The sequence below is a fragment of the Reichenbachiella sp. genome (genome assembly GCF_965233835.1).
Classification (GTDB): Bacteria; Bacteroidota; Bacteroidia; order Cytophagales; family Cyclobacteriaceae; genus Reichenbachiella.
In genome coordinates, this window is the sequence record NZ_OZ247585.1 from 1999056 (window position 1) to 2024163 (window position 25108).

Genomic DNA, 25108 nt, shown 5'->3' on the forward strand with positions numbered 1-25108 from the left:
TTTGAAATTTTATGGGTCAGGAAAGTCGGGATGACCAGGGAGTGGTTCGGCTCCCGCAGGAGTGTTTTCACCACCTCCGGATGAATTTAATAGCAGGTAGGCGCCCGCAGCTATGCCGGCCAATGCACCTATTTTTAGTACAACAGGAATTTTTGGTACAATCCGGAAATATCCCGTATATGTCGACTCATCCCTGTTTCGGGTGTTAGTAAATTTTAGCCGATAGTCTTTACCCGGTTTTACCGAACCGTCGAATGCATACTCATATTTGCCATTATTGGGTACGTTGCGATCTCCATCTATTCTGGATTGATCTCTGTACAATTCTATATCTATCTGGCCGCCCATATTCCCTGATTTCCAAAGCAACGGATAGGTCTGGCCCCTCTTGTACTTGGCTCCTTCGTTGAACCCAGTGATCTTTACAAAAGGAATATAAACCCTGGCCCTGATCTCCAAAGCTAGTTCTCCTTCATACCCACCGATTTCTTCGTAGGCATCCCAACTGATCATGTGGTAAACACCTGGTTTGATTTCGTTGCCTACTTCACCAGTGACCTTAGTAAGCGGAACGGCAAAATTATCCTTGGATGAATAGAGGTCGATCTGGTATTCATGATTGGGGTTGGAATCTTCCAGTGTATAAAATACATTGATCTTGCCATTTGATAATTCAATTTTTTCCATGACGATATTCTGCGCAAACGCCGACACGGTAATCAAGGAGAATCCAAGCATTAATATGAGTTCATATCTAGACATCAATCTGCTATTTTGAAATAAAAATTTTACCAGTAGACCTAATTGCCGGTCGTTGTCCCGATCGGATAATAACATGATAGAAATACATGCCTGATGAGGCTCGAATGCCCTGATCCGAAACGCCGTCCCATTCCAGATGATAAAGGCCTGGGGTCAATTCATCTTTGTATAATTCCTTGATCATTCGACCTTCTTTACTGTAAATCACAGCGTTGACGGTATGATGGTTGTCCAGTGTAGATAATACCAACGGAATGGTCAGGAACGGATGATTGTCAGTAACGGGGTTCGGATATGGTACCCCAACAATTGATTTTTCAGGACTCATTTCTTCCAGCACGTCCTTTCCGTAATAAATCTCAAGCCGGGCATTATTGTCGGCCGTGTAGGTGTTTGTGGTTCTCATGTCTATCAACCGCCGATGAACAGTATCGAACAGGTAAATTTCTACTGAATTGTTGCCAAACCTTCCATTGTCCCATTGAATCGTGATGGGCTTGTTTTCATTGGCATTCAAATCGAATTGCCACTTGTATTGTGATTGTCTCTTCACAATATCTCGGCTAAATGAACCCAAAAGGTGCTCTGGGTGCGGAAAATTCATTTCCAGAAAAGAAGCAAAACGAGGAGGGTTGTGATCATCGAAATGATCTTTCTCGGTCTTGGCCAGGCTATGCATACCAATACCACCGAGTAGATTTCTACGGTCTCCTTGTATAAGTGTAAGCGGGAGCTCCCAATTTTCAGCGCTGAGGTCATTTTCAAATGGTTCTTGTTTGATGCGGCCCCCAGATGGCCCTTGTGACGAGAATGGAATTTCAATGGAGGTATCAGACCCTTCGAGGTATACAATTCCACCTTGAAAGGCCAGCAATTCGTCCCCATTCTCGTACGCATCTTCAAACAATTTTATGGTTCCGATATCAACTGTGCTATTGTATGTTCTCACATTTTCCCAACTGATAGGTACGGTATAGGGATTGCCAATCATGTTCCATCCACTTTGCAAGTTCATAGTGAAAAGATTTTCCTGATTGTTTGCCGAGGCCGTTACATTGGTTCCCATGTTGAGTGTTTGGTTGTTTTTGTCGTTGACCAATAACCAATAGCCCCTGCCTCTTTCGAGGCTTTGTGCACTTCCGTTGGGGTATTCCGTGAAACCTGTACCGCCGTCATGCGAAAACAGCCGCCATTTTGATTTATCATAGTCGCCCAGGTCTACCAAATTTTTCAATAAGGTGGCCACTTCATTTTGATCTATCTGATACGGAATGGAAATCATTCTGTAATCTTCAGCACTGCTGCCCGGACTGATCAAAGTACTTGGGAAGGTGACCTGGGGATCTGTTGCGTAAGCGAAAAGACTACCTGTTGCTGGATGTCGCCTTCGTCTTGTAGTGTTGTCACCAGCTACAAAGTAGTACTCGATACCCATTTCATCAAAATCTGACAAAGAAAGGGTATAAGCGTACTTATTGTTGGATTCGAGCGTCAGAGGGATAGAATCGAAGGCGGCACTTGCAATTGGTCTGATCCAGATGGCAGCATAGGCTATGCCATCAAGATCGGATATATCTGCTGCTATGGATATATCTGTATTCGTAATGTCAAATTGAGAGAATTTATAGTCATCTATGACATCGATTAACGGAACCAGATTTGTGCTTAATAAGTCGGTAGCGGCTGAATAAAATCCTCCTGATAGGGTTTCATTATCAACATTTGATAGGGGTTGACCAAAGCTTCCTGATAAACTGATGGTACCATTTGATGAATTGGTATGTGCTGCAGATACAACAGTTTGTAGCTGCATGTTTTGGGAATATGAGAAGGATATTCCTAAAACAAAGGTTAGAATAGTAAAGGTGGTTAGTCTCAATTTTACATTTTCAAGATAAAATAAATCTCAAATGCTATTATGAATTTAGTTATATTTTTTTGAATAAAAAAAAGATTGGTAAACAGGTTTGCCAATTTCATCTCAAATGCAAAGCTTTTTTACAAGTTTTAAACTTACGCTCTTGACTTAATTTGGAATCATGAAGATTATTGAGCTTGATATGTATGAGTTAACCGCTTATAAAATAAAATCATATATCTGAAACAAATAATTCAAATTTGCGATAGAAGATTGACTATTACTATCTATCACCAATGAGAAGAAAACTTGTATCTTTTGCAGTTGTTATATTAACTGTTGTTGCCGTATATTTTGCCTTTCAGGCGCTTTCTAGTCAGAAAGAAGAACCACCCCAAAGACCAAAACCGGTTGCTAAAAATTATGTGTCCGCTCAACCTTTTCAGCCTCAGAGGGTGGAAACGGTGATTGAAGCTTTTGGTAGAGTAGGATCTGCTGAACAGTTGAACGTAATTGCTGAAGTAGGAGGAAAGTTGCTGCGTGGCAGTTCTACTTTGAAAAAAGGTTCAAGGTTCAAAAAGGGACAATTGCTTTGTCGAATTGATGATGTAGAGGAGAATTTAACCTTGCAAGCTCGAAAAAGTAGTTTCTTACATACTTTGGCTTCTATTCTTCCGGATATTCGAATCGATTTTCCCAATAGCTTCAATGATTGGCAGTCTTATTTTGATGGAATCAAATTGGATGAAAAGTTGCCGGCACTTCCAGCACCTAAATCATCCAAAGAAAAAACTTTCCTGGCAGCCAAGAACATACTAAGCGAATACTACGCCATCAAAAGTGAAGAAGAAAACCTTAAAAAGTTTTATATCTACGCACCCTTCAATGGTAGTGTAGTCTCTATCAATTATTTAGTCGGGTCCGTGGTCAGTCCTGGTGCTAATATTGGAACTATCATCAGTACGGATGAATTGGAGTTGGAAGTGCCTGTAGAACAAAGAGATATCGAGTTTGTGCAAAAAGGAAAAACAGTAACCATTGTAGATGAGTCTGATTTTGAACAAAATTGGGTAGGAAAGATTACGCGTGTTGCCGACTTCATCGATCCCAATTCTCAAAGTGTAAGCGTATTTATCAATATTAAGAAAAGATCTAAATATGAGGCCTTGGATGGATTGTTTTTGAAAGCAAGAATTCCTGGAAAGGCAGTGGAAAATGCAGCCGAGGTACCTCGCAGGATATTGAAAAACAAGAATGAAATTTTTGTGGTTCAAGACAGTGTATTGGTGACTAAGAAAGTGCGGGTTCACAAGGTCTCGGATAATAATGCCATTATCAGTGGTTTACAGTCAGGGGAAATGATGGTCACTGATCGTCCATCCAATGCTTCTGAAAACATGAAAGTAGAAATCATAAAACCTAAATCGTAAGTCATGAGAAAGGTTGTAGAATTTTTTGTCAAATATCCCATTTGGGCTAATGCCATCATTATGGTGGGGGTACTCGGTGGACTGGGTACTTATTATTTTAACCTCAAGAAGTCTTTTTTTCCTGAACGAGAGGCGCGATATGTTAGTGTAAATGTGTCCTATCCGGGAGCTTCTCCGGTGGAGATGGAAGAAGGGGTTACTATTAAGATTGAAGAGTCTCTCAAAGGACTTGAGGGAATAGAGGAGGTAACTTCTACTTCTTCAGAAAACTTCGTCAACATAAGTATTCGGTCTAAGGATGGCTATGACTTGGATGAGCTAACCACTGAAGTGAAAAACGCTGTAGATCGGATTAATGCTTTTCCTGTGTCGGCAGAAAAGCCGGTAGTGGCTAAGCAGAAATCCACCAGTATGGCGGCCTTCATGGGTATTAGAGGAACTGTTTCTTTGCTAGAACTCAAGAAAGCGGCCGAACAGGTTGAAGACGACTTTCTAAAGTCAGGTTTTATCTCGCAAGTTAGAGTTTCTGGTTACTCGGATTTGGAAATTTCTATTGAAGTGAGAGAACAAGACCTGAGAAGGTATAACCTCACCTTTGCAGAAGTAGCTAGCGCTATCCGAATGAATAATAGGGATGTATCTGGCGGGTCAATCAAAACGGTCGATGAAGAAATTCGAATTAGAGCTAACTCGAAGGAGTTTGATCCCAGTATTCTTGATGAAATTATTGTCAGAGCGAATCCTGATGGTACCAAACTTCATTTGGGAAAAATAGCTGATGTGAATTTGCAATTCGCTGACGTGCCGAATAAGTATTTTTCCAATGGCAAACGAGCAATCAACATTGCTGTACAAAAATTGCCTGAAGAGGATATTGAAAAAATATCAAAGTTTTTAGACGAATACGTTAAAGAATTCAACGCTCAACAAGAGAATATAGAGCTGTCTATGGGATTTGACTTCAACTCCATGTTGGAAGATAGATTAGACTTGTTGATTAGGAACTTTGGTACGGGGCTGGTGCTTGTTCTCCTCACTCTTGGCTTTTTCTTGTCTTTAAGATTGTCCTTCTGGGTGGCTATGGGTATCCCCATTTCATTTTGTGCCATGTTTATTATTGGGGATATGGCAGGCATTACTATCAACATGCTTACGCTGACAGGAATGTTACTTGTAGTAGGTATTTTGGTGGATGACGGTATTGTAATAGCTGAGAATATTTATACTCATTTCGAAAGAGGAAAAAAACCACATGAGGCGGCCATAGACGGTACGATGGAAATGTTGCCGTCCGTATTTACTTCTGTCATGACTACGATTGTAGCCTTCATGCCATTGATATTTTTGGATAACAATGGGTTTACCAAAGAAATGGCTATAGTGGTGATTGCCTGCTTGGCTTTTTCATTAGTGGAGGCATTCTTTGTTTTACCAGCGCACTTGTCTCACAAGTGGGTGTTGGAAGGAAGAAAAACAGACGGTTGGTATCATAGATTCCGACAAGGCATGGAGCGGATGATCGACCATGTGCGATTCAACATGTACTCTCCATTTATTGGAAGATTGCTGAAATACAGATGGATTTCGTTCATGGGCCCTTTTGTATTTATCATTTTGATCATTGGCATGTTTGCTGGTGGCATTATCAAGTTTACTCCTTTCAGTCGCCCACCTATTGATGACATCAACGTGGATTTGGTATTGAAGCCTGGAACAAGAGAAACTGTCACTGAGGAATACCTATGGAGCTTTGAACGATCGATTTGGGACGTACACCAGCGGATGCTAGATGAGGGTAGAATCAAAGATACCATCATGACAGACGTAGATGTACAGCTAGGCTCTACTTCGGATCGGCAAAATACGGGATCTCATACCGGAGCAGTAAGAATTGATTTTGATAAACTTGATGACAATAATATATCTGGCTACGAAGTAGCATCAAAAATCAGAGAAGAAATTGGCCTGGTTCCGGAAGCAGAGAAGTTTAGTGTAGGCGCTGCGAACTACTGGGGTAAACCCGTAGCCATTTCTTTGAAAAGTAAGAATATTCCTGACTTAGAAAAGGCTAAAGAGGAAGTGAAAGATGCCTTACTCAAAATGTCTGATCTGATCGACGTGGGGGATGATGCTTCTGCAGGTCAACGCGAGTTGGAATTGAAACTAAAGCCCTTGGCATACCATTTGGGCTTGACCCAAAATGATATTACTCAACAAATTCGTCAAGGGTTCTTTGGAGAAGAAGTTCAACGCCTTCAAGTAAATACTGATGAAATTCGAGTATGGGTGAGATACCCGAAAGAAGACCGTTTGAGTATCACCCAACTGGAGTCGATGAAGGTGAAGAAAAACGGAGCCGAATATCCGCTTTCCGAATTAGCAGATTATGACATTGGGCGTGGGATCACAAGTATCAACCACTTCAATGGTAAAAGAGCCGTTCAGGTTTATGCGGAGCTGGCAGATTCAAAAACCACATTACCTCCAATTTTGGACAAGATCACAAATGAAATCATGCCTCCAATCATGAATAAGTATGCAGGACTGGAGTATAGTTTTGAAGGGCAGTCGAGAGGTTCTCAGAGACAAACAGATTCCTTTATGGAAATTTTGGTTCCTGTAATTTTATTGATGTTGCTGTTCATTACTTTGAACTTCAGATCTTTTTATCAAACCTCATTGATTTTGGTGTTGTTGCCGTTAGGATGGGCCTGCGCAGCATTTGGGCACTTTTTCCATGATGCGGTGGTCTCTTTTGTGAGTTTTTATGGTATGCTAGCGTTGTCTGGTGTAATAGTGAATGATGCAGTGGTAATGCTCGATCAATACAATAGAAACCTCAAAGAAGGTTTAAGTGTGATGGATGCGATCAACAAGGCAGGAACCGCAAGGTTTAGAGCCATTTTGTTGACGTCCTTAACAACAGTGGCAGGGCTGTTTCCATTGATTTTGGAGAAAAGCTGGCAAGCACAGTTCATTATCCCAATGGCGATTTCACTAGCGTATGGTGTGCTTTTTGGTACGCTGTTTATTTTGTTCTTCTTCCCAGTCATGATCTTGTGCTTCAATGACATCAAGGTATATGTAACCTGGTTCTTTAGAAGTATCTGGCTAAGCCTGAAGGCCGTATTCTGGGGAGATCATCAAGAAATCCTGAAACCAACCAAGGAAGAAGTAGAACCAGCCATTATTGAAGGAAAAAAATTGGCGGAGTATTAAATAAACCGTCTTAAGATAATATGTCATTTCGAACCTTCAGGTGAGAAATCTCATCGACATTTCTGGTAAGGTCATTAAGATTTCTCCTTGCCAGTCGAATTGACAAGAAAGAAAATTGAAGTAATTAAGTTCGGGTGTTTAGCGCCTGAGTGAAGAAATAAAATAGATGAATAATCAAATTAGGATAGCCGCTTTGGCTTTGACCCTTTTGGGTGTTTTTTTAGGAAATGTGGTGCGAGCTCAAAATGAGCTGTCCCTTTCTCAAGCTATTGAAACGGGATTGGCCAATAATTTTTCTATTCAAATAGAAAAAAACAAGCAGCTACAAGCTGCGAATCTCAACACATGGGGGCAAGCAGGCATGTTTCCGAATATCACATTGAATGGTTCTCCGGGGGTTAGTCAGACTAATATGGATAATCCGGCAGGGTTTATACAATCGGGTAATATCAAGTCGAACAGTATTAATCCTTCGATCACTGCTAATTGGACTCTTTTTGATGGTTTTAATGTTAGAACGACTAAGCGGAGGCTAGAGCTGTTACAAGATCAGTCGGATGGAAATGCTATGATCGTGATTGAGAATACGGTACAGGCGATTATTCTTGCCTATTATACCGCATTGTTGGAGCAGAGGAGGACGGAGGTATTTTCAAACACCCTTGAATTATCAAGAGACAGATACAACTACGTGAAAATGAAAGGGGAGCTTGGGAGTGCTGTTACTTTTGATATACTCACGGATAAGAATGCGTATTTGACTGATTCTTCGAACTACTTGAGTCAAGTGCTAAATCACAAAAACGCAGTTAGAAATTTAAATTTACTCTTGGCGCAGCCAATAGATATGACTTATCAGTTTACGGATAGTTTAGGCGTACAAGAAACAAGTTTCAGTTTGGATGAATTGGCTGCAGCTATGAAATCCTCTAATAGCAATCTGCGAAACCAATATGTAAATCAGGAAATTTTGAGAAAGGATATTAAACTGTCCAAATCAGCTATGTATCCTACAGTTAGTTTAGGATTGAACGGATCCAAAAATTGGCAAACGCAAGACTTGAGTGATGCAGTTTTTGCTGGCGGAGGCAGTGGTGAGTCAGGAATCAAATCTTCGACAGCTAATTTGTCTGCAAACCTCACCTTGTCATTTACCTTGTTTAACGGAGGTAGAATCAAAAATCAAATCAAAAATGCCCGTATCGCGGAGCAAATTGGCCAATTGCAGGTCAAAGACTTGGAACTGACTTTAGACAATTCCTTAATCAGTACCTATGATCGTTACAATCTGCGCCAGAACCTTAATAGCATTGCTGCTGTCAATTTGGAAACGGCGGATTTGAATTTGGACATGGGGGAGGAACGCTACCGTAATGGTAGTATCAATTCATTCAACTATAGAGATTTACAGATTACCTACTTACAAACGGCATTGGTTTATTACCAATCGATTTATAACCTGATCGAATCTAAAACAGAGCTGCTACGATTGAGTGGTGGTATATTAAGTGAAAACTAGTCGTTCGGTTTTACTACGAGGAATCCTAAGAGAGCAATCAAAAGGCATAGGGGAGAGTAGAAAAAAAAGTCTGCCTGAGCGAACACTGTTTCCATCGGTGGTTTAAATATGCCCACATATTGAAAGTCGCCCACTGCTCGTAGTAAAAAGATACCTGGAATAATCCAGCCAATGATGCGGTTGATTTTGTTAGGCAATGGTTTGTTGATCCATTGCGTTTGAAGCAAATAGTATATGGCAAAAGCTAGTAACCCGAATCCAACAATGGCTGAATCTATCGGGGTGGGTTGCAGCAAAAATTCGCCTTCAGCTGTAGTAGGCAAGGCAGCTGCAAACCCCCAGTTACTCCCTAGAGCCCAAGAAAAGTGAAGACATGCTAAAACAGAGAATATGAGAAGAAGGAGAATAGGGTTTAGGGATTTCATGTTTTAGTATTTTTCATAGATGAGCCGCATCACCTTTTCCATTTCCAATTTAACGGGCTTTGAACTAGAGGCATAGTTGTTGTTCATAAAGCTGAAAAACAAGTCTTTACCGGATTGGGTATGGATGATTCCTGTGAGGTTGTGATTGTTACTTAGCGTGCCTGTTTTTGCGAATACATAAGGCAATTCGCCTTCTTTAGGTTTATACCAATTTTTGAGTGTACCATCGACTCCACCTACAGAGAGTACTTGTTTCATTTGAGCTATACTAATTTCTGTGGAAATATAATTCAGGACGCCGATCATACTTTTCGGTGTCACCAAATTGTAGCGAGATAGTCCACTACCATCCTTCCATATAGGTGGTTTGGGAAATATTTTTAGATTTTGCTCTTGAGTGAACAGTCGAATGGGGTCAGCTTGTAACGGCATACGCATTTCAGAAGCACAGAGATAAAGGATTTGCTCTGCGGCAAGGTTATCACTGCGTTTGAGCATAAAGGCGAACAGTTCCATAGAAGTGCGACTATAGGCCAGTTTAGAATTCTCGAACTCAAAATCTTCTACCCAGTGTACTTTTCTTCCGAGTGTGTCTTCCAATAGGGCAAGCGTAAGTGCGTCGGATGTTTTAAATGGTATACTGTTTTTGTAGGTGCTTCTTGCCGTATCGGGTGCAAAACTGAAGATGTTGGTATTTTGAAGTCGATAAGGACTTTGCTTTTCGGAGTCTATTTCACGTATTTCTGCAAAGTCCGCAAAGAAACTTGGCTTCACTGAGAAGCTGTCATTCACTGAATCATATACATAGCGAATCGTATTGCCATAAATTGGAAATGCCGTGCGTTCAGGTTGAAAGTAGTATTCATAGTCTTCCCAAGACCAACCAGGTGCAAAGGGCTCGTCTTTAAACTGTGGTTTTACATAGTGCAAACTATAGCTTGAGTCCATCAGCATATCAAGGATGGGCTGCTCAGCAAAGTCTGGGTGTAGAAGAGTAGGGTCCCCAGTGCCTGTGAAAAAAAGAGAATCTCCTTTTAGAATATATTTCAGTCCTGGCACTGAATCTCGCATGAGTGTAAGCCCCGCATAGAAGGTAAGTAGCTTGGTGTTGGAAGCTGGGGTGAAGTATTTGTCTTCGTTCCAGGTGTAGAGGAAAGTGCTATCCTCAGGGTCATAGAGAGTGAAACCTGTGAGATGGCTGTCAAACAAAGGAGAGTTAGCTAGACTCTTGTTCATCATTTTTTTGTTTGTCACAGTTTTGATGGCAGTACAGGACGAAAAAACAATGGAAACGGCCAGGAAGAACAGTAATTGTCTTAGGGTCATAGATTACTTCGAATAGAACTGAAAATTAATGGCTCGAGAAATAATTATACTATTAAAGTCTTTTTATTTTAGTCGAATCTAAACGTCACCACCTGATTTTTGAAAAAGTACTTCGTTATATTTCTGATTTTGACAACTAGTCTTGCGTTGTCTTCTTACCGCTGGGGGTTCTATGCGCACCGCAGAATTAATCGCTTAGCTGTTTTTACCATTCCTCCGGAGCTTATTGGATTCTATAAAAAACATATCGTCTATCTGACTGAAAATGCAATAAATCCAGATCAACGGCGCTATGCTGTAGATTATGAGGCGCCGAGACATTACATAGACTTAGATGTTTATGGAGATAGTGCCCTGCATGTAGTACCTCACAATTGGTTTGATGCAGTAGAGAAATATACTGAGGATACTTTACAGGCTTATGGTATTGTGCCCTGGCATATCACCTTAATGAAGCATCAATTAACTAAAGCTTTTGAAGAGCGGGATCTGGACAAAATTCTTAGATATTCTGCCGATATAGGTCATTATATTGGAGACTCTAATGTGCCACTTCATACCACGGAAAACTATAATGGTCAATTGACGGGTCAGTATGGTATACACGGATTTTGGGAGTCCAGGCTACCTGAGTTGTATGCAGATGACTATGATTTTTTTGTAGGAAAAGCAGAATATGTGGAGAACGTTCAAGAACGGGCTTGGGGTGCGGTAACTGCAGCACACCTGGCCATGGATTCGGTGCTTCGGTTTGAGAAGGAATTATCCAAAAAATTTCCTGAGAGCAAGAAGTACGCTTACGAGGAGAGAGGCAATTCTACAGTTCGGGTGTATTCGCAAAAATATTCTCATGCTTACAATACAATGCTCGATGGAATGGTAGAACGTCGGATGCGGGCGAGTATAAAGATGGTGGGTGACATCTGGTTTACTTGTTGGGTCGATGCTGGTCAGCCGGACGTGGAGGCACTTATGTCTCTGGAAATAGGAGAAAAGGAAAAGAAGAAAATGAAAGAGGAAAAGAAGGAGTGGGAAAAGCGAACGATTAAAAGTCGTGAGCATAATTGACACACAAGACCCATTGAAAATGAGTCTTGTGTGTCGTTATGTTATTTGCCTTTGGATAGTGTCACAATATCAACCAAGGCACGAATAAGATTTCTGGACTCCTCCACGCTGTTGGCATGAATAGTAAACTCATCTTCATAGTTCTGAATTTCGCCGTCCTTGTAGAATTTAATTATCTTCTCCTTAAAGTTAGTTTCAACAATCACAGAAATTGATCTACCAGAAATGTCAAAATCTATGTTTCGTTCGTTCAAATCTGCAAAATTCACTTCGTAGATGTGTTCTGTGCTACCTTTTTCATCGATCTCAATTTTCTTAAACTTAAACTTCTTAAGATCTGCTTCTTCAACTAGCGACAGGGATTGACTGTAGGTGTCATCTCCTTCACGTACTTCTTTTACTGCTCCAGTTAACCAGTCAATTTTGGCTTTCAACCCATTGCTCGGTACATCCGGGCGATAGCTTCTTCTGCAGAGCTCTATAGATTTTTTTATTGCATACTGAAGTCGTCTGGCATTCTCTGCATCTTCACAGTAAAGCTTGAATGATTCATCGTAAGGATCTACTTCTCCATTTTCAGTCACCTTCATTAATTTCTGTTTTTTGTTGGTGATGAGTTCGATGTACATTTTTGATCCGCTGATATCGTAGTCAATTACTTTGTCGTTGATGTCAATCCAGTTAAAGTTATGTTGTTTTTTTTCAGACTTACTTTCTGAAATTTCAGTGATCAAATATTCGGCCAAACAATCAGAGTTGAGGCTCTGCTCATATGTATTATCGCCATAGGTCAACACTTTAGTGCCTGTACTCACAGCTGCCAAGGCTTCTTCTTTGCTGCTGAATGTTGGAAAACTTGCTTCTACTTGCTTTTCAGCTTCTGGAATGATCAGGGTTAACACGGTTTGAAGATCCCTCGCTTCCTCTACATTGTTGGTTTTGATAACAATGTCATCAATGAATGGCTTGGATTCACCATCTGCTGAATATTTGATCAACTTGTGTTTTCTTTTCGTTTCAAATTCCAATCCAAACTCGGACCCACTGATGTCAAATCTTACCGTGTTTACATTGATGTCTGCAAGATTAAAAGAGTAGTCCGCTTGCTTAGATGATCGACCGGTTTCTACTATGCTGAGGTTGACCTTTCCTGCATATTGTGGGTCGGCTTGTAATGATTGGGCATAAACTTCATCTGAATAGGTGGCGTCTTTTACGTTAGCTGCGAGCCAGTCGAGCATTTCGTCATAATTGGCTAAACTCAATTTATTGAGCATTATTTTCTCAGCTATAGGAATGGCTTTTTCAATTATCTCTCGGATTTTTCTGGCATTGTTAATATCTGAAGCCACAATCTGCAGCTCTTCAGCATAAGCCTTCACTTCTTGATCTTCGAAGGTTTTGATTAAGTCTTGACTGTTCTTGATTTTAATGTTCACTACGATCAAATCGCGTTCTGTACTCTCGCGTACCGTGTATGGGTCTATATCTGCAATGTTCAATTCATAGGCGTATGAATTGGCTGAGCCCTTGGTACTGGTTTTCGTGTAGCTATACTTGATCACACTTGTATGCTCAAAGAGCAGCTCAGGTTCATATTTATATTTACTGGTTTCTACAGTACCTACCGCTGCTTCAAGGTCACTGAAGAGTTGGTTGAACTCTTGTTGCTGCCCATAGGATACTCTGGATAAAAGTAATAGTACAAAGAATGTTTGAGTGGCGATTTTCTTTATTGAAAGCATAGTTTGCTAGATTAATTCGAGCTACAAGATATTAACTAGCTTTTTGGAAGCAAAATTAGGGTTAGATTTTAATGAGAATATTTATAAAAATACTTAGTAATAAGTACTCTTGCGAACCCACAAGAACACCTTGGATTCACAAGAGTTCTAGAAACGAATGGTTTCTAGAAGGCCAAAGCATAGAGACTTTTCTCTTTGTTTGTGTCCTCATCAGGCTGAAACTCTTTCATAACCCTATCTATTACTTTTTTGTCCCATAGCATTTTGTAATGACCAGTTTTGTCTAGTAGGTCCAAATCGGAATTTGGCCATTGATTGTAAATGGCAATCGAATTGGACTTAGGAATAATCTTGTCTTCCGAATCGTGAATAAGAGTAAGATTGTTGTAGCGGATTTTTTTATGAAGTTGATCTACTCGCAGGTCTTCAAGTGGTTCGTGAAGAATATTTTCTGCTCGCTTATTCAATTGTCGATGGGCACGCTGATTGAGACCAATAAAGTTAGCATAGTCTTCAAAAATTTGTGTGATTTTGTTTGGACTGGTCAAGAAGATCAGCTTTTCCACCTTGTGTGTGGTTTTTGATAGCGCATATGCAGTGACAGCAGATCCGAAGGAATGAGAAACGATAGAAAAGGGCTGTTTGGGATTGAGATGATTGATTACCTCAAGTAGCACTTCTTTGCACATTTTGATATTGGCTTTTTTGAGTTTGGAGAAGCCATGTGCAGGTAGATTAAAGAGAATCACATGATGGCCAGCTTCGGCAAGTTTCAAACCTATAGCCGACATGCTGGCTGCATTAGATTCCCAGCCGTGTACTAAAAGTACGAGTTTTCCGGAAGGATTACCCAGTTCATAGCAGTGGATGTCTTCCAGATAATGTTTGATTTTGAACTGTTTGGCTACTTTGAAAAATGATTGTTCCTTCTTTCGAATTTTCTTATTCAAAGGTCTTTGAAATAATTCAAAAGCTTGATTGCCTGCTAAGGTCGGAGCGAGAGCAGAGACGATCTTGAAATAGGTTTGGATAAGTTTTATCATGATTTTTCTGTTTTTATAATATACCAATCGGTATATTATAGTTTAAAATTTTTTATACTATCATTTCACTATCAATCATTTGATCAATATGAATCATTAATTCTGATAAATGATTGTCATTGTTGAGCATATTAGAAACAAAAATGCCGCCTTGAATTTGAGCATATATTTTGTGTGCGTAAGCCATGGAGTCAATGGAGGGTTTTATGGTTCCTTCAGTCTTAGCTTGGTCGATCATTTCTGCAATCCGCAGAATGAGTTTGTTCATGACTTCTACGACTCTTTTATTCAAAGCACTGTTATGGTTGAGCGAGTCAATACCCACGTTGAGCATTGGACAACCACCCAAAAGCTTTTCGGTGAAGTAGTACTTTTTGTAGAAGCTTGTTAAATTCTTGAGCTTGGTTAAGCCATCCGCGTCCGAAGATATGTAATCACCAAGGTTGGACATGGCACGACGGATGGTATAGTTAAAGGCTTGAATCGCTAGGTCCTCTTTGTCTTCGAAGTTACCGTATATGGCACCTTTGGTCAGCCCTGTTGCCTTCACGATGTCAGACATGCTGGTGCCTGTATAGCCGTGCTTATTGAAAAAGGGGCTTACCTTCTCCAGTATAAACTGCGTTGTTTTTTCGGCTTTCGTCAACATAACAAAGCAATATTAAACAAAATATTTTAAAATATACCGATTGGTATAAAATAATTAACCTTCAATCTCTTTGGCGTAGTCCTCAAAAAGCTTGGCGAATTGGCTACTCCGATCTGAATAGCCCTGTCGATGATACATCACAGCCAGTTCTCTCAGGGCATATAAACTTCTTCTGGAGTCTAATGAATCCAGATTCTTGGTCTCCATAGCAAAGTTCAGTCTTTGCTGAGACTGACCAGCTAATGTATCTGCAATATGATTGGCTGTAGGCAGGTCACCCAAAGTCAACAGTATGTTTGTCGTTTCCAAATGGGAAAGATCGTAAGGAGCCAGTCGCTCAGGAAAAACTTCCAACGCATAAGCTATCGTTTCTTTCGCTTTATCCACATGACCCGTATCCAGCAGTGCTTGAGCGAGTTCATTATATTGATGACGCTGATTCATCAACATGCTTCGGTAATAATCCGAGTAATAAGGGGAATCTTCTTTGTAGTCGCGCCATAGTCCGTTCGTGACCAATCGATCAAACATTTTCTTTTCATCAACCAGCAAGCTGTCGTCGTCTGGATTTATCACAGGGAGCAACTGATAGGCGCTGCCTTCCTGAATTACGTTTTTTTGAAGGTCAAAATTCACACTATTCAACGAAGTGAAGTTGAAATAGATCGGACGCTTCCAGGCGTTCGAATCAATCAGGTCGAGGATCAGGAGGTCCTTTTTTTCCAGTGCTTTGCCTTTAAGTTTGATTTCTAGCTTATTGGTCATTAGGCTATGAAATCGTTCGGGTACCTTACTTTTTACATCAGCCAGATTCGAGTTGATATAAAAACTATCCGAAGGTGTAGTGTTCAATTCTCCAAAGCCGGTGCTAGCTCGCAGTGCCTTACTTTCTTTTTCTATCAGACCGAGATATTGTTTGGCGCTGATGGCACCCTTGATTCTTGAATTTTTCACCAAAGGCAAATAGTCATTCAAACCGCCGGACTTGTAGTTCTCTTTTGTAAGCGCCAATGGCAGCGCTTCGGATTGGTTCACTTTTCTGTACATCTGATCTACATACCAGTCGGCGTTGGCATAGCTCATCACAACCACTCGTACGTCAGTTCTGAATCCTTCCACTTCCTGAACATACCATAGTGGATAGGTGTCGTTGTCACCCCCGGTAAAAAGGATGGCATTTTCATCGCACGAGGCCAACATGGTCTTGGCTTGATCTATACTGAGATAGCGATTGCTTCTATCATGATCGTCGTAATTTTCGAAGAGCAGGATACCCGGAATCAAAACAGACAGAAGCGTAGCCGCGACCATCGCATGGTTTACGGCAAGTTTAGGTATCGATTTGAAAATTTGAAATAGACTGATCACGCCAAGACCGATCCAAATACAAAAAGCATAATACGACCCTACATAGATATAATCACGTTCTCTGGGTTCTACAGGTGGCGCATTGATATAAACGACTATGGCCAGGCCGGTCATGATAAACAACATGCCAGTGATATAGAGCTGCTTTTTGTCAGACCTGAAAAGCAGAACCAAGCCAGCTATTCCCAATAATAGAGGGAGCATATAGTAGTTGTTTCGTGCCTGATCTTTGGCCAGGTAATCCGGCAACTGTTCAAATGAATCGGCCAGTCCCAGCCAACTGGCTCCTTCAATGCCATTGGCTTTGCCTGCAAAATTCCAAAGTAAATAGCGCACATACATGTGGCCGATTTGATGTGAGAGCATAAAGCCAATATTGTCTGCAAAGGACGGCTTTTCACCTTTTTTTAAGCCAGTCATCCTGCGATAGGCAGGGGCATGCTGAGGCATCATACTGCTATGCATGCGAGGCAAAAACATCTGATCTTCGTCACGATAGATGTACTCCATTTTGTGATCCTTCACCTCATAGCGTCCTTCCCCAATCTCGTAGTAGGCTTTGCCTTGTTTTTGGTCAACTGGATTAGCATCAAAGTGCTTTCCGTACAACAAAGGACGAGTGCCATATTGCTCCATGTTGAGATAGTAAATCAGTCCGAGTAGATTGTTAGGATTATTCTGATTGATAGGCGGGTTGCTATCCGCTCGCACCAAAACCAAGGTATAAGAAGAATATCCAATCATGATAAAACCAAGCGCCAGAACGAGTGTATTGGCATTCACCCAAACCTTCTTTTGTGTATAACCCATAGCAAAGAGCCATACACCCACAATAAGTATTAAAAGCGTCAAAGCGCCTGTGCCAAAGGGTAAACCGAAACTGTTCACAAAGAGCACTTCGAAACTCTTGGCAAGGTTGGCACCAGAAACTAGTCCGTACAAGATGCCTACGAGAATTAAGCAGGAGAGCCCAAGCGCTGCTACACCTCCCCAAATAGAGTGTTTTTTATATTTTTTGAAATAATAGACCAAGCCTAAGGCTGGAATGGCCAACAGATTGAGTAGGTGCACACCCACTGACAACCCCATCAGATAAGCGATTAAAATCAGCCAACGGTTCTGATCGGCTACATCTTCTTTTCTTTCCCATTTTAAAATGGCCCAGAAAACCAAGGCAGTCAAAAAGATTGAAAATGCATAAACTTCAGTTTCTGTAGCTGATGTCCAGAAGGAATCAGAAAAAGCGAAAGATGAAGCACCTATCATTCCACTTGAAATCAATAACCAAGCAGGGGTTTCTTTCGATATTTTATTCATCAATTTTTCAGCGATCATCACGATGGTCCAATACAAAAACATCACCGCTAAGCCACTGGTGACAGCACTCAAGGCATTCACTGCCATAGCTACCAACTGCATATCTCCAAGCGCCAGCAAACTCCATAATCGACCAATTAGTAGAAACAGTGGAGCCCCTGGTGGATGCGGAATCTCAAGTTTGTAGCTGGCTGCTATAAACTCCCCACTGTCCCAATACGAGGCTGTGGATTCTAATGTGAATAGATACAGGATGGTACTGCCTAAAAACAATAGCCAGCCAATGAGATTATTGGTTTTGTTGAAGTTCATAGTTGAGTGGTTTTGGGAGTTTTACCTGCCGTTCAGCATTTCCTGGATGGTAGCCAGGTGATGGTCGTCGTGCTCTGCTACAAAGTAGGCCAGGTCCACCAATTTCATCGGTTTATCCAGTCTGGGATGTTTGGATTCGTTTTGCAACTGGTCAGCGGTGCAAGCTCGGAGTTCTTCGATCATTTTTTCACGCTGGGAGGTAAAGTCAGCGATCAGCTCTTTTACTTTTTTGTCATCATGGGCGGCTTCCTCTGTTTTTCGGTTCGACAGGTCGGCGGCTTTGAGATCACGTTCACCTGTTTTGATTTGTTTGATGCGCTCCAGCCAAAGTGGTTCTAAGTCACCCAAATGACCGATCTGTTTTTTTATTGACCATTTGTCATTGGCGGTGGACTGTAAGTAGGCGCTGCCACTATTGTGGAGCTTGTGCTCAATGCGGAGGCCAGTGCCTTCTAGTCTTTCGATGATGTCTAATAGGAGTGAGGAGTCGGCGATGGTTTCGAATTTTCTATCAAACCATTTTGTTCGTGTGATCATAAGTTCTTGGTTGTACTCCTTTCCTAATCGTAAGAATGTGGGTTTTGGTTTCAGGATTTGGTGGTTTTATCGCAAGAGTTAGTGGCCTTCTATTGTACTCAGTCTTTGTACTTCAGACAAAAAGTTCTATTATTGAGAAGTAGCACTTATTAGAGATACTGGTGCTTTTATATGGTTAAATGCATATACATATATAAGAGAAATAAGTGTAACTAGTTACACTTACATAAATGTTAGCAATAAAATCTAGTTTACATAATTTCCTTATCTTTGAATATGGCATCAGTTGGAACAAAATACAAATCAAAACTCATAGAACGAATTAATTCTATCCAGGATAAAAACATCCTCGATGAAGTCAACAGACTTCTAGAGGTAGATGTTGAGGATTCCATATATAAAACTTCTTCTGAGCAAAAACAAGAAATTGATAAAGCACGCCTTCAACTTTCTCAAAATAAAGGTATCCCATCTGAAGAAGCAGACAGAGAAATTGAAAAATGGCTCACAAAATAATTTGGTCACCTCTAGCACAACAGAAAAGGAAACATATACTAACATACTGGAACGAACGAAACGCTAATTCCTCCTTCAGTAGAAAGCTAAACTCTCTTTTCGTTGAAGCCACAAATCAACTGTCTAAATTTCCTTACATCGGACGAGCTTCTGACATAGAAGGAGTTCGAGTCAAAATTGTAAGAGACTATCTCTTGTTCTACGAGGTGAAAGGTAGTGTTATTCAAATATTGACAGTTTGGGATAACAGGCAAGATCCCGATGAACTGAAAATAAGATGATAACATGCTGTGATCAAATCATGTCCATTCAGCCGTAAATGAAAGCTCTCTGCTTTCTGGAAGCTCCGCCTTCGCGGCCCGACCCAAATCAGAGATTTGGTTATCTTGTAGCCGAAACTATAACTATACCACACGCCATGAATGATAAAGAGGCGTTAAGAAACACCCTCCAATTTTAAAGGCAAAATTTCAGCCCTTGCTGGTGCACTCATAGACAAGCAAGTCACTTTTTTGATTTTCTATTTATCTTCGAATACTTAATCCTATTAATTATTTATGACTCGGGATATCATCGACATCAGCGACTTCACTATTTTGGTAGAAACAGGTGAAGCAGAAAAGCCTACGGTGGATGCCTGCCTGTTTGATGAGTCGGTCATTGCGGTAGCTTTTTACGGATCTGGAAATGTAGATCTTAAGGTAAAATATGGGAAAGCTGAAAAGCAATTCAGTCATACCAAAGGACTGGCACTTTCATTTTATGCAGACCATGAGGTGGAATTTGTTCATACCGTATCAGCCAACAAACCGCTCGAATGCTTGGTAGTTGCCACTTCTATGAACAGCATAGATAAACTGCCTGAGTTGGAAGGGGAGCTTTTTGGTGAAATGCTCAATCAGCTGGTAAAACCCAAAGATCATTATGTGGAAGGGCCTAGTTTTTTCATGACCCCGGACATGCAATCGATCGTAGATCAGGTTTTTCATACCCAATATGAAGGAAAGGCTAAAATGATGTTTTTCAGAAGCCAGATCAATACACTACTGGCTCATTTCTTTGGTCAGCTGTCCTTGATGTCAGAAGAGACCATTCCGTCTGAAGAAAGACAAAAGCTGGAACTGGCCAAGAACATCTTGATTAATAATCTTGAGCATCCTCCCAGTTTGTCAGAGTTGTCAAAGGAGATAGGGCTCAATACCTTCAAGCTTAAAAAGAACTTTAAAGAACTCTTTGGTGTGCCGGTATTTAAGTACCTCCAAAACGAACGGTTGACCACGGCTGACGAATTGATCCGGTCAAAAAAAATGACTATACAGGAAGCCGCCTGGCATGTAGGCTATGACAGCCTCAGTTCCTTTTCTAATGCCTTTTCAAAGAAATTTGGCTTTCGCCCTAGTGAAATAAAGGGATAATCCTTTTCGAACAAATCGTGCTCCTTTTCAAACAAACCAATCGATAAAATTGACGGCAGCTTTGTCTCATCAACAAAAAGACAAAGCAATGAAAACAATTAAAGCAATCATTACCGCAGTATTCATCTGGATGGTAGGAGTGAGCGTATTTACACTTTCTTATTACCTGCCCATCCTTGAGGATTTGGAACTCCAAGCCAATCTGACGGTTGCCATCATTTTGATTCCAACCGTTTGGTTTGGGACGCAGCTATACTACCAGTGGAGTGGCTATATGCATGGACTTAAAGTGGGTGCCATCATGGTGCCCACATTGGTGGTATTAGATGCTGTACTTACCGTGCCGTATTTCATCATCCCTTATGGAGGTAGCTATCAGGAGTTTTTTGGAGCTCCTTCCTTTTGGCTGATCGCCCTGGAATGCCTGCTGGTTATTTATCTCTACTGGTGGTCAAACATTAAAACAAAAACAATTTAAATCAATAGATTATGGACAACATATTAGTTATCGGCGGAACTGGTAAGACCGGACGCAAAGTCGTAGAACGACTCGAAAAATTAGGACATAACGTACGCGTAGGTTCTAGAAATGCTAACCCTGCTTTCGACTGGGAAAACCCTGAAACCTGGGCGGCAGCCCTGGAGGGAATGGACAAAGTGTACATCACTTTTCAGCCGGACCTGGCAGTGCCAGGGGCCTTAGAAGCCATTGAAGGATTAACAAAAATGGCAACTAAAGCTGGCGTCAAAAAACTTGTACTCCTTTCTGGAAAAGGCGAGCGAGAAGCTGAATTGTGTGAGCAGGTGGTGATCCATTCAGGATTGGATTACACCATAGTTCGGGCCAGCTGGTTTATGCAAAACTTTAGTGAGAGTTTCTTCTTAGACCCAATACTGGAAGGGCATGTGGCGCTGCCTAAGCCAGAAGCTCAGGTTCCTTATGTGAACACAGATGATATCGCAGATGTGGCTGTAGAGGCTCTGCTAGACAATCAACACAATGGTCAGATCTATGAACTGACTGGTCCTCGCCTGTTGACTTTTGAGGAGGTGATCCAAGAGATTGCACAAGTGAGTGGCAGAGAGATTTCGTTTACTGCGGTGGAATTGGAAGATTACATCAAATTCCTGGAACAGGCCGGCGTGCCGGAGGATTATGTTTGGCTCATTAATTATCTATTCTCAAATGTACTGGATGCCAATGGCAATGATGTGGTGACTGGAGATGTAGAAAAGGTACTAGGCAGAACGCCTAAGGACTTCTCCGAATACGCCAAAGAAACTCAGCAAACGGGTGTCTGGAATCCTGAGCTGACTAAGGCGATATAGTCTGATCATTCTTCTTCTGCTGTCATTTCGAACAATCCGACGGTAGGTAGGTGCCGAGAGAAATCTTAATAAACTTTTAGTTGGGCAATCGTGCCTAGGGTGGTGTTGTTTCCAATTAAAAACTGATAGACAGGCTTTCTGAATGGTGCAGGCATTCCCTTTTCCAACCCTGTCAGGTTTCAAAAACCTGACAGGGTTATGCTATAAATAGAAGTGCCCCTTACACATGATCAGCAGTAGCCGCGAGGGACTGCCACGTCGTCCTTTTCGCTGGTGCCAGAAGGTGCTACTTGCTTAGGACTCCTCGCAGTGACCGGTAGTAGGGACTGACTGTTAGAAGCCGGCATGGCGAGGAAGCGGACAGACTGGAAGGATGGTCGCTGACGTGGCCATCCCTTGCGGACTTTTGCTGCCGCCAGCCTTTGATCTCTTCCTAAAAAGTCCTATCCTTGAGTAGCAGCTCTTTTTTAGAAAAATCAATTTTCATATTAATCATTATTCTAACCTGGAAACAGGGTAGATGAAAGGTAAATAACAGCACCTTGTGATTGTTTATTTCTAGTATTGGGAAATAACACGCACTAAGTATGTGTTAGCTAATTGTTATGCTTTATTAAAAAGACTACCCAAAAAACAAAGAAACAATGCCAATACTAAATGATATAATTAATTGGGTAGAAAACAAGCCTCAGTTTTGGCAGGTTGCAATTGAACGTTTAATAAGAAATAATCAACTTTCAGATGCTGATATTTTGGAAATCAAAGAAATCTGTAAGGTGGACTTTGGATTGTCAGATATACAATTTGAAGAAGTAGATTTTGAAGATTTAAGAAAGTTCGCAGATAGTGCTATTAACAATGAGGATATAATCCTATCAAAAATATCCAATGTTGAAAACATAAATGCTCTTTCTCAAACGAGTTCATTAGAATTTTCTCCAGGTGGTTTGACCTTAGTATATGGAGATAATGGTGCGGGAAAATCAAGTTATGTTAGCATATTAAAACATACTTGTAATACTAGAGGTCATAAACCAACAATAAATGGAAATTTATATGACCCAACTTCTTTTGGGAACGACAAAAAAGCAGAAGTAGAATATACAATTGATGGTACGAATTTTCAATCTGTCAATCTTTTAAATGGTGAAATAAACGATTCAACCCTCAAAAGTGTAGATGTTTTCGACACGTTTAGTGCAAATCACTACATAGAAGGAGAAGATGAAATTGCATTCATACCGCAAGGTTTATCCATTATTGAAAGATTTGCCCTCTACCTAAAAAGGATTGAAGATAAAATTAGTGCCGAATTATCAAGCCCAGCTTTGGTAGGATTTGATTACTCATTATTAGAGGTAGCAGAGGGTACAACTGCTAAGTCTTTTCTTGAAAATTTAAATCTTGACACTACCCTTGATGAATTAAGAGCGGAATCAATTTGGGATCCAAGTAAAGCCTCTAGAGTAGAAGAGCTGATTAAAGAAATTGATAAGTTAAAAGCAACCGATCCAAAAAAGAGTCTTAAGGATAATGGTGAAAAAATAAAAAGGTTTGAAGTTTTAAAAAACAAATTTCAAGTGCTTGAAAACGCCTTATCAGGTCAAACTTTAATTGATTTGAAGACAATTTTGAATTCTTATGTTACCACTAGTGAGGCTCTTAAGAAATCTTCAGAGGAAGCATTTTCTGAATTACCTATTAAAGGTGTAGGAAACAATTCTTGGAAGTTTCTTTGGGAGAGTGCTCGAAAATTTTTCAATGAAAGTGTAGGAACTGAGAGTTTTCCCGAAACTAATGATGACAGTAATTGTCCTCTGTGCCTGCAAGATTTAGATGAAGAGGCAAAACAACGATTCACCGTCTTTGAGGAATTTATAAAAAATGATATTCAAAAAACTCATAATGAAGCCCTAGAAAAGTATTCTTTGGCAATCGACAATCTTAATGGGTTAGATTTCTCTTTTATTGAGCAGGAACCCACAACAAGCGAATTAAATGAACTAACAGGTGACTTCACTCAAAAGCAAAAGGATTATCTAGCCTTACTTACTAGTCAAAGAGATTATCTAATTGATCTTTTCAATTCAAAAAACCTTGTTGAAACAATAGACTCTATTGACATTGAAAACACCCCTAAGACAGATATAATCAATATTATAGCGGATTTAATAGAGGTTAATAAAAAACTAAAAACCCAATCAATTGAAGAAGATTTAAAACCACTGAATTCTGAACTAAATCAACTAAACGGTGAGAAAAAGATTTATGATTTCAAACCAAAATTAGGTCGTGAAATCTTCAGGCAGAAGAAAATAAGATTGCTTAACCAGTGCATTAGCAAATGTAATACTCGGTCTGTTACAACTCTCAGCAATGAACTAACGACAAAGTATATTACTCAAAGTCTTAAAGATAATTTCAAAATTGAGTTAAACAAACTTGGTTTTAAGAATATCAAAATTGAGACTGAAACAAAAGGAGAAAGAGGAAAGCAATATCACTTTTTAAAGCTAGAAGAAGAAAACGCTACAAATATTGCATTAAAGGACGTTTTAAGTGAAGGCGAGCATAGGTGCATTTCCCTAGCAACATTTCTTTCTGAATTATCAATTTCTGAACACAAAAGTGCTGTCATTTTTGACGATCCAGTATCCTCTCTTGACCACAAGTGGAGATATAAAATATCTAAAAGAATAGTAGAGGAATCTAAGAGCAGGCAAGTAGTTGTTTTTACCCACGACATTACTTTTCTATTGTTGATTCAAGAGCATTCAGCGGAACTAGATTCTGATTTAGAAATTACGAGTCTGACAAGAAAGAAAAAAGAAACAGGGATTATTGCGAAAAACCCACCTTGGGACGCATTATCTGTAGGAAAGAGAATTGGCATTTTAAAAAGTGCATACCAACAACTTGAAAAAATAGAAAGGACAGAAACAGAAGAGATTTATAAGGAAAGAGCAAAAACTCTATATGGAAAGCTAAGGGAAACTTGGGAACGATTTATAGAGGAAGTTTTCTTGAACGGAGCAGTTCAAAGATTTGGTAGAGCAATCCAAACACAAAGACTTTCAAAAGTAATCGATTTAACTGCCGAAGATTATAGCCTTGTTGATTCAAACATGAGCAGATGTTCAACATATTTCACAGGACATGATACAGCAGGAACTTTAATTGAGGAAATGCCTGATTCAGCTGAGTTTCTTTCGGACGTTAAAGCATTGGAAGATTATACAAAAGAAATAAGAGATAGAAGAAGATAAAAAC

At 40.4% G+C, this 25108-nt stretch carries 19 protein-coding genes; 10 read left to right on the top strand and 9 right to left on the bottom strand.

Annotated elements, in window-relative coordinates; translation table 11 throughout:
- Positions 1-9: 9 nt before the first annotated feature.
- A complete protein-coding gene (locus ACO6S2_RS08640; protein ID WP_422362094.1) occupies positions 10-762 on the bottom strand; it encodes a hypothetical protein in 753 nt (250 codons plus the stop codon).
- A 7-nt stretch (positions 763-769) separates the two neighbouring features.
- The gene (locus ACO6S2_RS08645; protein WP_422362095.1) at positions 770-2575 is read right to left on the bottom strand and encodes a hypothetical protein; all 1806 of its coding nucleotides are present in this window, start codon (positions 2573-2575) and stop codon (positions 770-772) included.
- Positions 2576-2916: 341 nt separating this feature from the next.
- Between ACO6S2_RS08645 and ACO6S2_RS08650 the strand changes: the two genes are divergently transcribed.
- The 3 genes from ACO6S2_RS08650 (at position 2917) to ACO6S2_RS08660 (ending at position 8788) form a co-directional block, all read left to right on the top strand.
- Positions 2917-4050, top strand: coding sequence for an efflux RND transporter periplasmic adaptor subunit (locus tag ACO6S2_RS08650; RefSeq protein ID WP_422362096.1), 1134 nt, complete (start codon positions 2917-2919; stop codon positions 4048-4050).
- A gap of 3 nt (positions 4051-4053) precedes the next feature.
- Complete coding sequence (locus ACO6S2_RS08655; protein WP_422362097.1) at positions 4054-7269, top strand: efflux RND transporter permease subunit; 3216 nt, start codon at positions 4054-4056, stop codon at positions 7267-7269.
- A 166-nt stretch (positions 7270-7435) separates the two neighbouring features.
- Complete coding sequence (locus ACO6S2_RS08660; RefSeq protein ID WP_422362098.1) at positions 7436-8788, top strand: TolC family protein; 1353 nt, start codon at positions 7436-7438, stop codon at positions 8786-8788.
- On the opposite strand, the gene ACO6S2_RS08665 is transcribed toward ACO6S2_RS08660, so the two are convergent.
- Positions 8785-9213: a DUF3995 domain-containing protein gene (locus tag ACO6S2_RS08665; protein WP_422362099.1), complete on the bottom strand. Its 429-nt coding sequence runs from the start codon at positions 9211-9213 to the stop codon at positions 8785-8787. The two genes, ACO6S2_RS08660 and ACO6S2_RS08665, sit on opposite strands and share 4 nt — an antisense overlap.
- A gap of 3 nt (positions 9214-9216) precedes the next feature.
- A complete protein-coding gene (locus ACO6S2_RS08670; protein WP_422362100.1) occupies positions 9217-10452 on the bottom strand; it encodes a D-alanyl-D-alanine carboxypeptidase/D-alanyl-D-alanine-endopeptidase in 1236 nt (411 codons plus the stop codon).
- Between the two features lie 216 nt (positions 10453-10668).
- Between ACO6S2_RS08670 and ACO6S2_RS08675 the strand changes: the two genes are divergently transcribed.
- Positions 10669-11607, top strand: coding sequence for a zinc dependent phospholipase C family protein (locus ACO6S2_RS08675; RefSeq protein WP_422362101.1), 939 nt, complete (start codon positions 10669-10671; stop codon positions 11605-11607).
- Between the two features lie 41 nt (positions 11608-11648).
- On the opposite strand, the gene ACO6S2_RS08680 is transcribed toward ACO6S2_RS08675, so the two are convergent.
- The 5 genes from ACO6S2_RS08680 to ACO6S2_RS08700 all read right to left on the bottom strand — a co-directional run bounded on the left by ACO6S2_RS08680 (position 11649) and on the right by ACO6S2_RS08700 (position 18578).
- On the bottom strand, positions 11649-13352 hold the full coding sequence (locus tag ACO6S2_RS08680; protein WP_422362102.1) for a hypothetical protein: 1704 nt from the start codon (positions 13350-13352) through the stop codon (positions 11649-11651).
- Positions 13353-13516: 164 nt separating this feature from the next.
- Positions 13517-14395 carry an alpha/beta fold hydrolase gene (locus ACO6S2_RS08685; RefSeq protein ID WP_422362103.1) on the bottom strand — a complete coding sequence of 293 codons (879 nt, stop codon included), beginning with the start codon at positions 14393-14395 and terminating at the stop codon, positions 13517-13519.
- 52 nt (positions 14396-14447) lie between these two features.
- Positions 14448-15044 carry a TetR/AcrR family transcriptional regulator gene (locus ACO6S2_RS08690; RefSeq protein ID WP_422362104.1) on the bottom strand — a complete coding sequence of 199 codons (597 nt, stop codon included), beginning with the start codon at positions 15042-15044 and terminating at the stop codon, positions 14448-14450.
- Between the two features lie 54 nt (positions 15045-15098).
- Complete coding sequence (locus ACO6S2_RS08695) at positions 15099-18041, bottom strand: DUF2723 domain-containing protein (RefSeq protein WP_422362105.1); 2943 nt, start codon at positions 18039-18041, stop codon at positions 15099-15101.
- A 21-nt stretch (positions 18042-18062) separates the two neighbouring features.
- Positions 18063-18578 carry a DinB family protein gene (locus ACO6S2_RS08700; protein ID WP_422362106.1) on the bottom strand — a complete coding sequence of 172 codons (516 nt, stop codon included), beginning with the start codon at positions 18576-18578 and terminating at the stop codon, positions 18063-18065.
- Positions 18579-18854: 276 nt separating this feature from the next.
- Between ACO6S2_RS08700 and ACO6S2_RS08705 the strand changes: the two genes are divergently transcribed.
- The 6 genes from ACO6S2_RS08705 to ACO6S2_RS08730 all read left to right on the top strand — a co-directional run bounded on the left by ACO6S2_RS08705 (position 18855) and on the right by ACO6S2_RS08730 (position 25104).
- Positions 18855-19094 carry a hypothetical protein gene (locus tag ACO6S2_RS08705; protein WP_422362107.1) on the top strand — a complete coding sequence of 80 codons (240 nt, stop codon included), beginning with the start codon at positions 18855-18857 and terminating at the stop codon, positions 19092-19094.
- The gene (locus ACO6S2_RS08710; RefSeq protein WP_422362108.1) at positions 19079-19375 is read left to right on the top strand and encodes a type II toxin-antitoxin system RelE/ParE family toxin; all 297 of its coding nucleotides are present in this window, start codon (positions 19079-19081) and stop codon (positions 19373-19375) included. The genes ACO6S2_RS08705 and ACO6S2_RS08710 overlap by 16 nt, the downstream gene beginning before the upstream one ends.
- Positions 19376-19651: 276 nt before the next feature.
- On the top strand, positions 19652-20509 hold the full coding sequence (locus ACO6S2_RS08715; protein WP_422362109.1) for a helix-turn-helix domain-containing protein: 858 nt from the start codon (positions 19652-19654) through the stop codon (positions 20507-20509).
- Positions 20510-20597: 88 nt separating this feature from the next.
- Positions 20598-20987, top strand: a complete 390-nt coding sequence (locus ACO6S2_RS08720) for a DUF5367 family protein (protein WP_422362110.1) — start codon at positions 20598-20600, stop codon at positions 20985-20987.
- Between the two features lie 11 nt (positions 20988-20998).
- A complete protein-coding gene (locus ACO6S2_RS08725) occupies positions 20999-21838 on the top strand; it encodes an NAD(P)H-binding protein (RefSeq protein WP_422362111.1) in 840 nt (279 codons plus the stop codon).
- A 644-nt stretch (positions 21839-22482) separates the two neighbouring features.
- On the top strand, positions 22483-25104 hold the full coding sequence (locus ACO6S2_RS08730; RefSeq protein WP_422362112.1) for an AAA family ATPase: 2622 nt from the start codon (positions 22483-22485) through the stop codon (positions 25102-25104).
- Positions 25105-25108 lie beyond the last annotated feature (4 nt).

What these genes read in the sequence shown, in the direction of transcription:
- ACO6S2_RS08640 (WP_422362094.1), bottom strand. Translation starts at nt 762, where the DNA reads ATGTCTAGATATGAACTCATATTAATGCTTGGATTCTCCTTGATTACC.
- ACO6S2_RS08645 (WP_422362095.1), bottom strand. Translation starts at nt 2,575, where the DNA reads ATGCAGCTACAAACTGTTGTATCTGCAGCACATACCAATTCATCAAAT.
- ACO6S2_RS08650 (WP_422362096.1), top strand. Translation starts at nt 2,917, where the DNA reads ATGAGAAGAAAACTTGTATCTTTTGCAGTTGTTATATTAACTGTTGTT.
- ACO6S2_RS08655 (WP_422362097.1), top strand. Translation starts at nt 4,054, where the DNA reads ATGAGAAAGGTTGTAGAATTTTTTGTCAAATATCCCATTTGGGCTAAT.
- ACO6S2_RS08660 (WP_422362098.1), top strand. Translation starts at nt 7,436, where the DNA reads ATGAATAATCAAATTAGGATAGCCGCTTTGGCTTTGACCCTTTTGGGT.
- ACO6S2_RS08665 (WP_422362099.1), bottom strand. Translation starts at nt 9,213, where the DNA reads ATGAAATCCCTAAACCCTATTCTCCTTCTTCTCATATTCTCTGTTTTA.
- ACO6S2_RS08670 (WP_422362100.1), bottom strand. Translation starts at nt 10,452, where the DNA reads ATGATGAACAAGAGTCTAGCTAACTCTCCTTTGTTTGACAGCCATCTC.
- ACO6S2_RS08680 (WP_422362102.1), bottom strand. Translation starts at nt 13,352, where the DNA reads ATGCTTTCAATAAAGAAAATCGCCACTCAAACATTCTTTGTACTATTA.
- ACO6S2_RS08685 (WP_422362103.1), bottom strand. Translation starts at nt 14,395, where the DNA reads ATGATAAAACTTATCCAAACCTATTTCAAGATCGTCTCTGCTCTCGCT.
- ACO6S2_RS08690 (WP_422362104.1), bottom strand. Translation starts at nt 15,044, where the DNA reads ATGTTGACGAAAGCCGAAAAAACAACGCAGTTTATACTGGAGAAGGTA.
- ACO6S2_RS08695 (WP_422362105.1), bottom strand. Translation starts at nt 18,041, where the DNA reads ATGAACTTCAACAAAACCAATAATCTCATTGGCTGGCTATTGTTTTTA.
- ACO6S2_RS08700 (WP_422362106.1), bottom strand. Translation starts at nt 18,578, where the DNA reads ATGATCACACGAACAAAATGGTTTGATAGAAAATTCGAAACCATCGCC.
- ACO6S2_RS08705 (WP_422362107.1), top strand. Translation starts at nt 18,855, where the DNA reads ATGGCATCAGTTGGAACAAAATACAAATCAAAACTCATAGAACGAATT.
- ACO6S2_RS08710 (WP_422362108.1), top strand. Translation starts at nt 19,079, where the DNA reads ATGGCTCACAAAATAATTTGGTCACCTCTAGCACAACAGAAAAGGAAA.
- ACO6S2_RS08715 (WP_422362109.1), top strand. Translation starts at nt 19,652, where the DNA reads ATGACTCGGGATATCATCGACATCAGCGACTTCACTATTTTGGTAGAA.
- ACO6S2_RS08720 (WP_422362110.1), top strand. Translation starts at nt 20,598, where the DNA reads ATGAAAACAATTAAAGCAATCATTACCGCAGTATTCATCTGGATGGTA.
- ACO6S2_RS08725 (WP_422362111.1), top strand. Translation starts at nt 20,999, where the DNA reads ATGGACAACATATTAGTTATCGGCGGAACTGGTAAGACCGGACGCAAA.
- ACO6S2_RS08730 (WP_422362112.1), top strand. Translation starts at nt 22,483, where the DNA reads ATGCCAATACTAAATGATATAATTAATTGGGTAGAAAACAAGCCTCAG.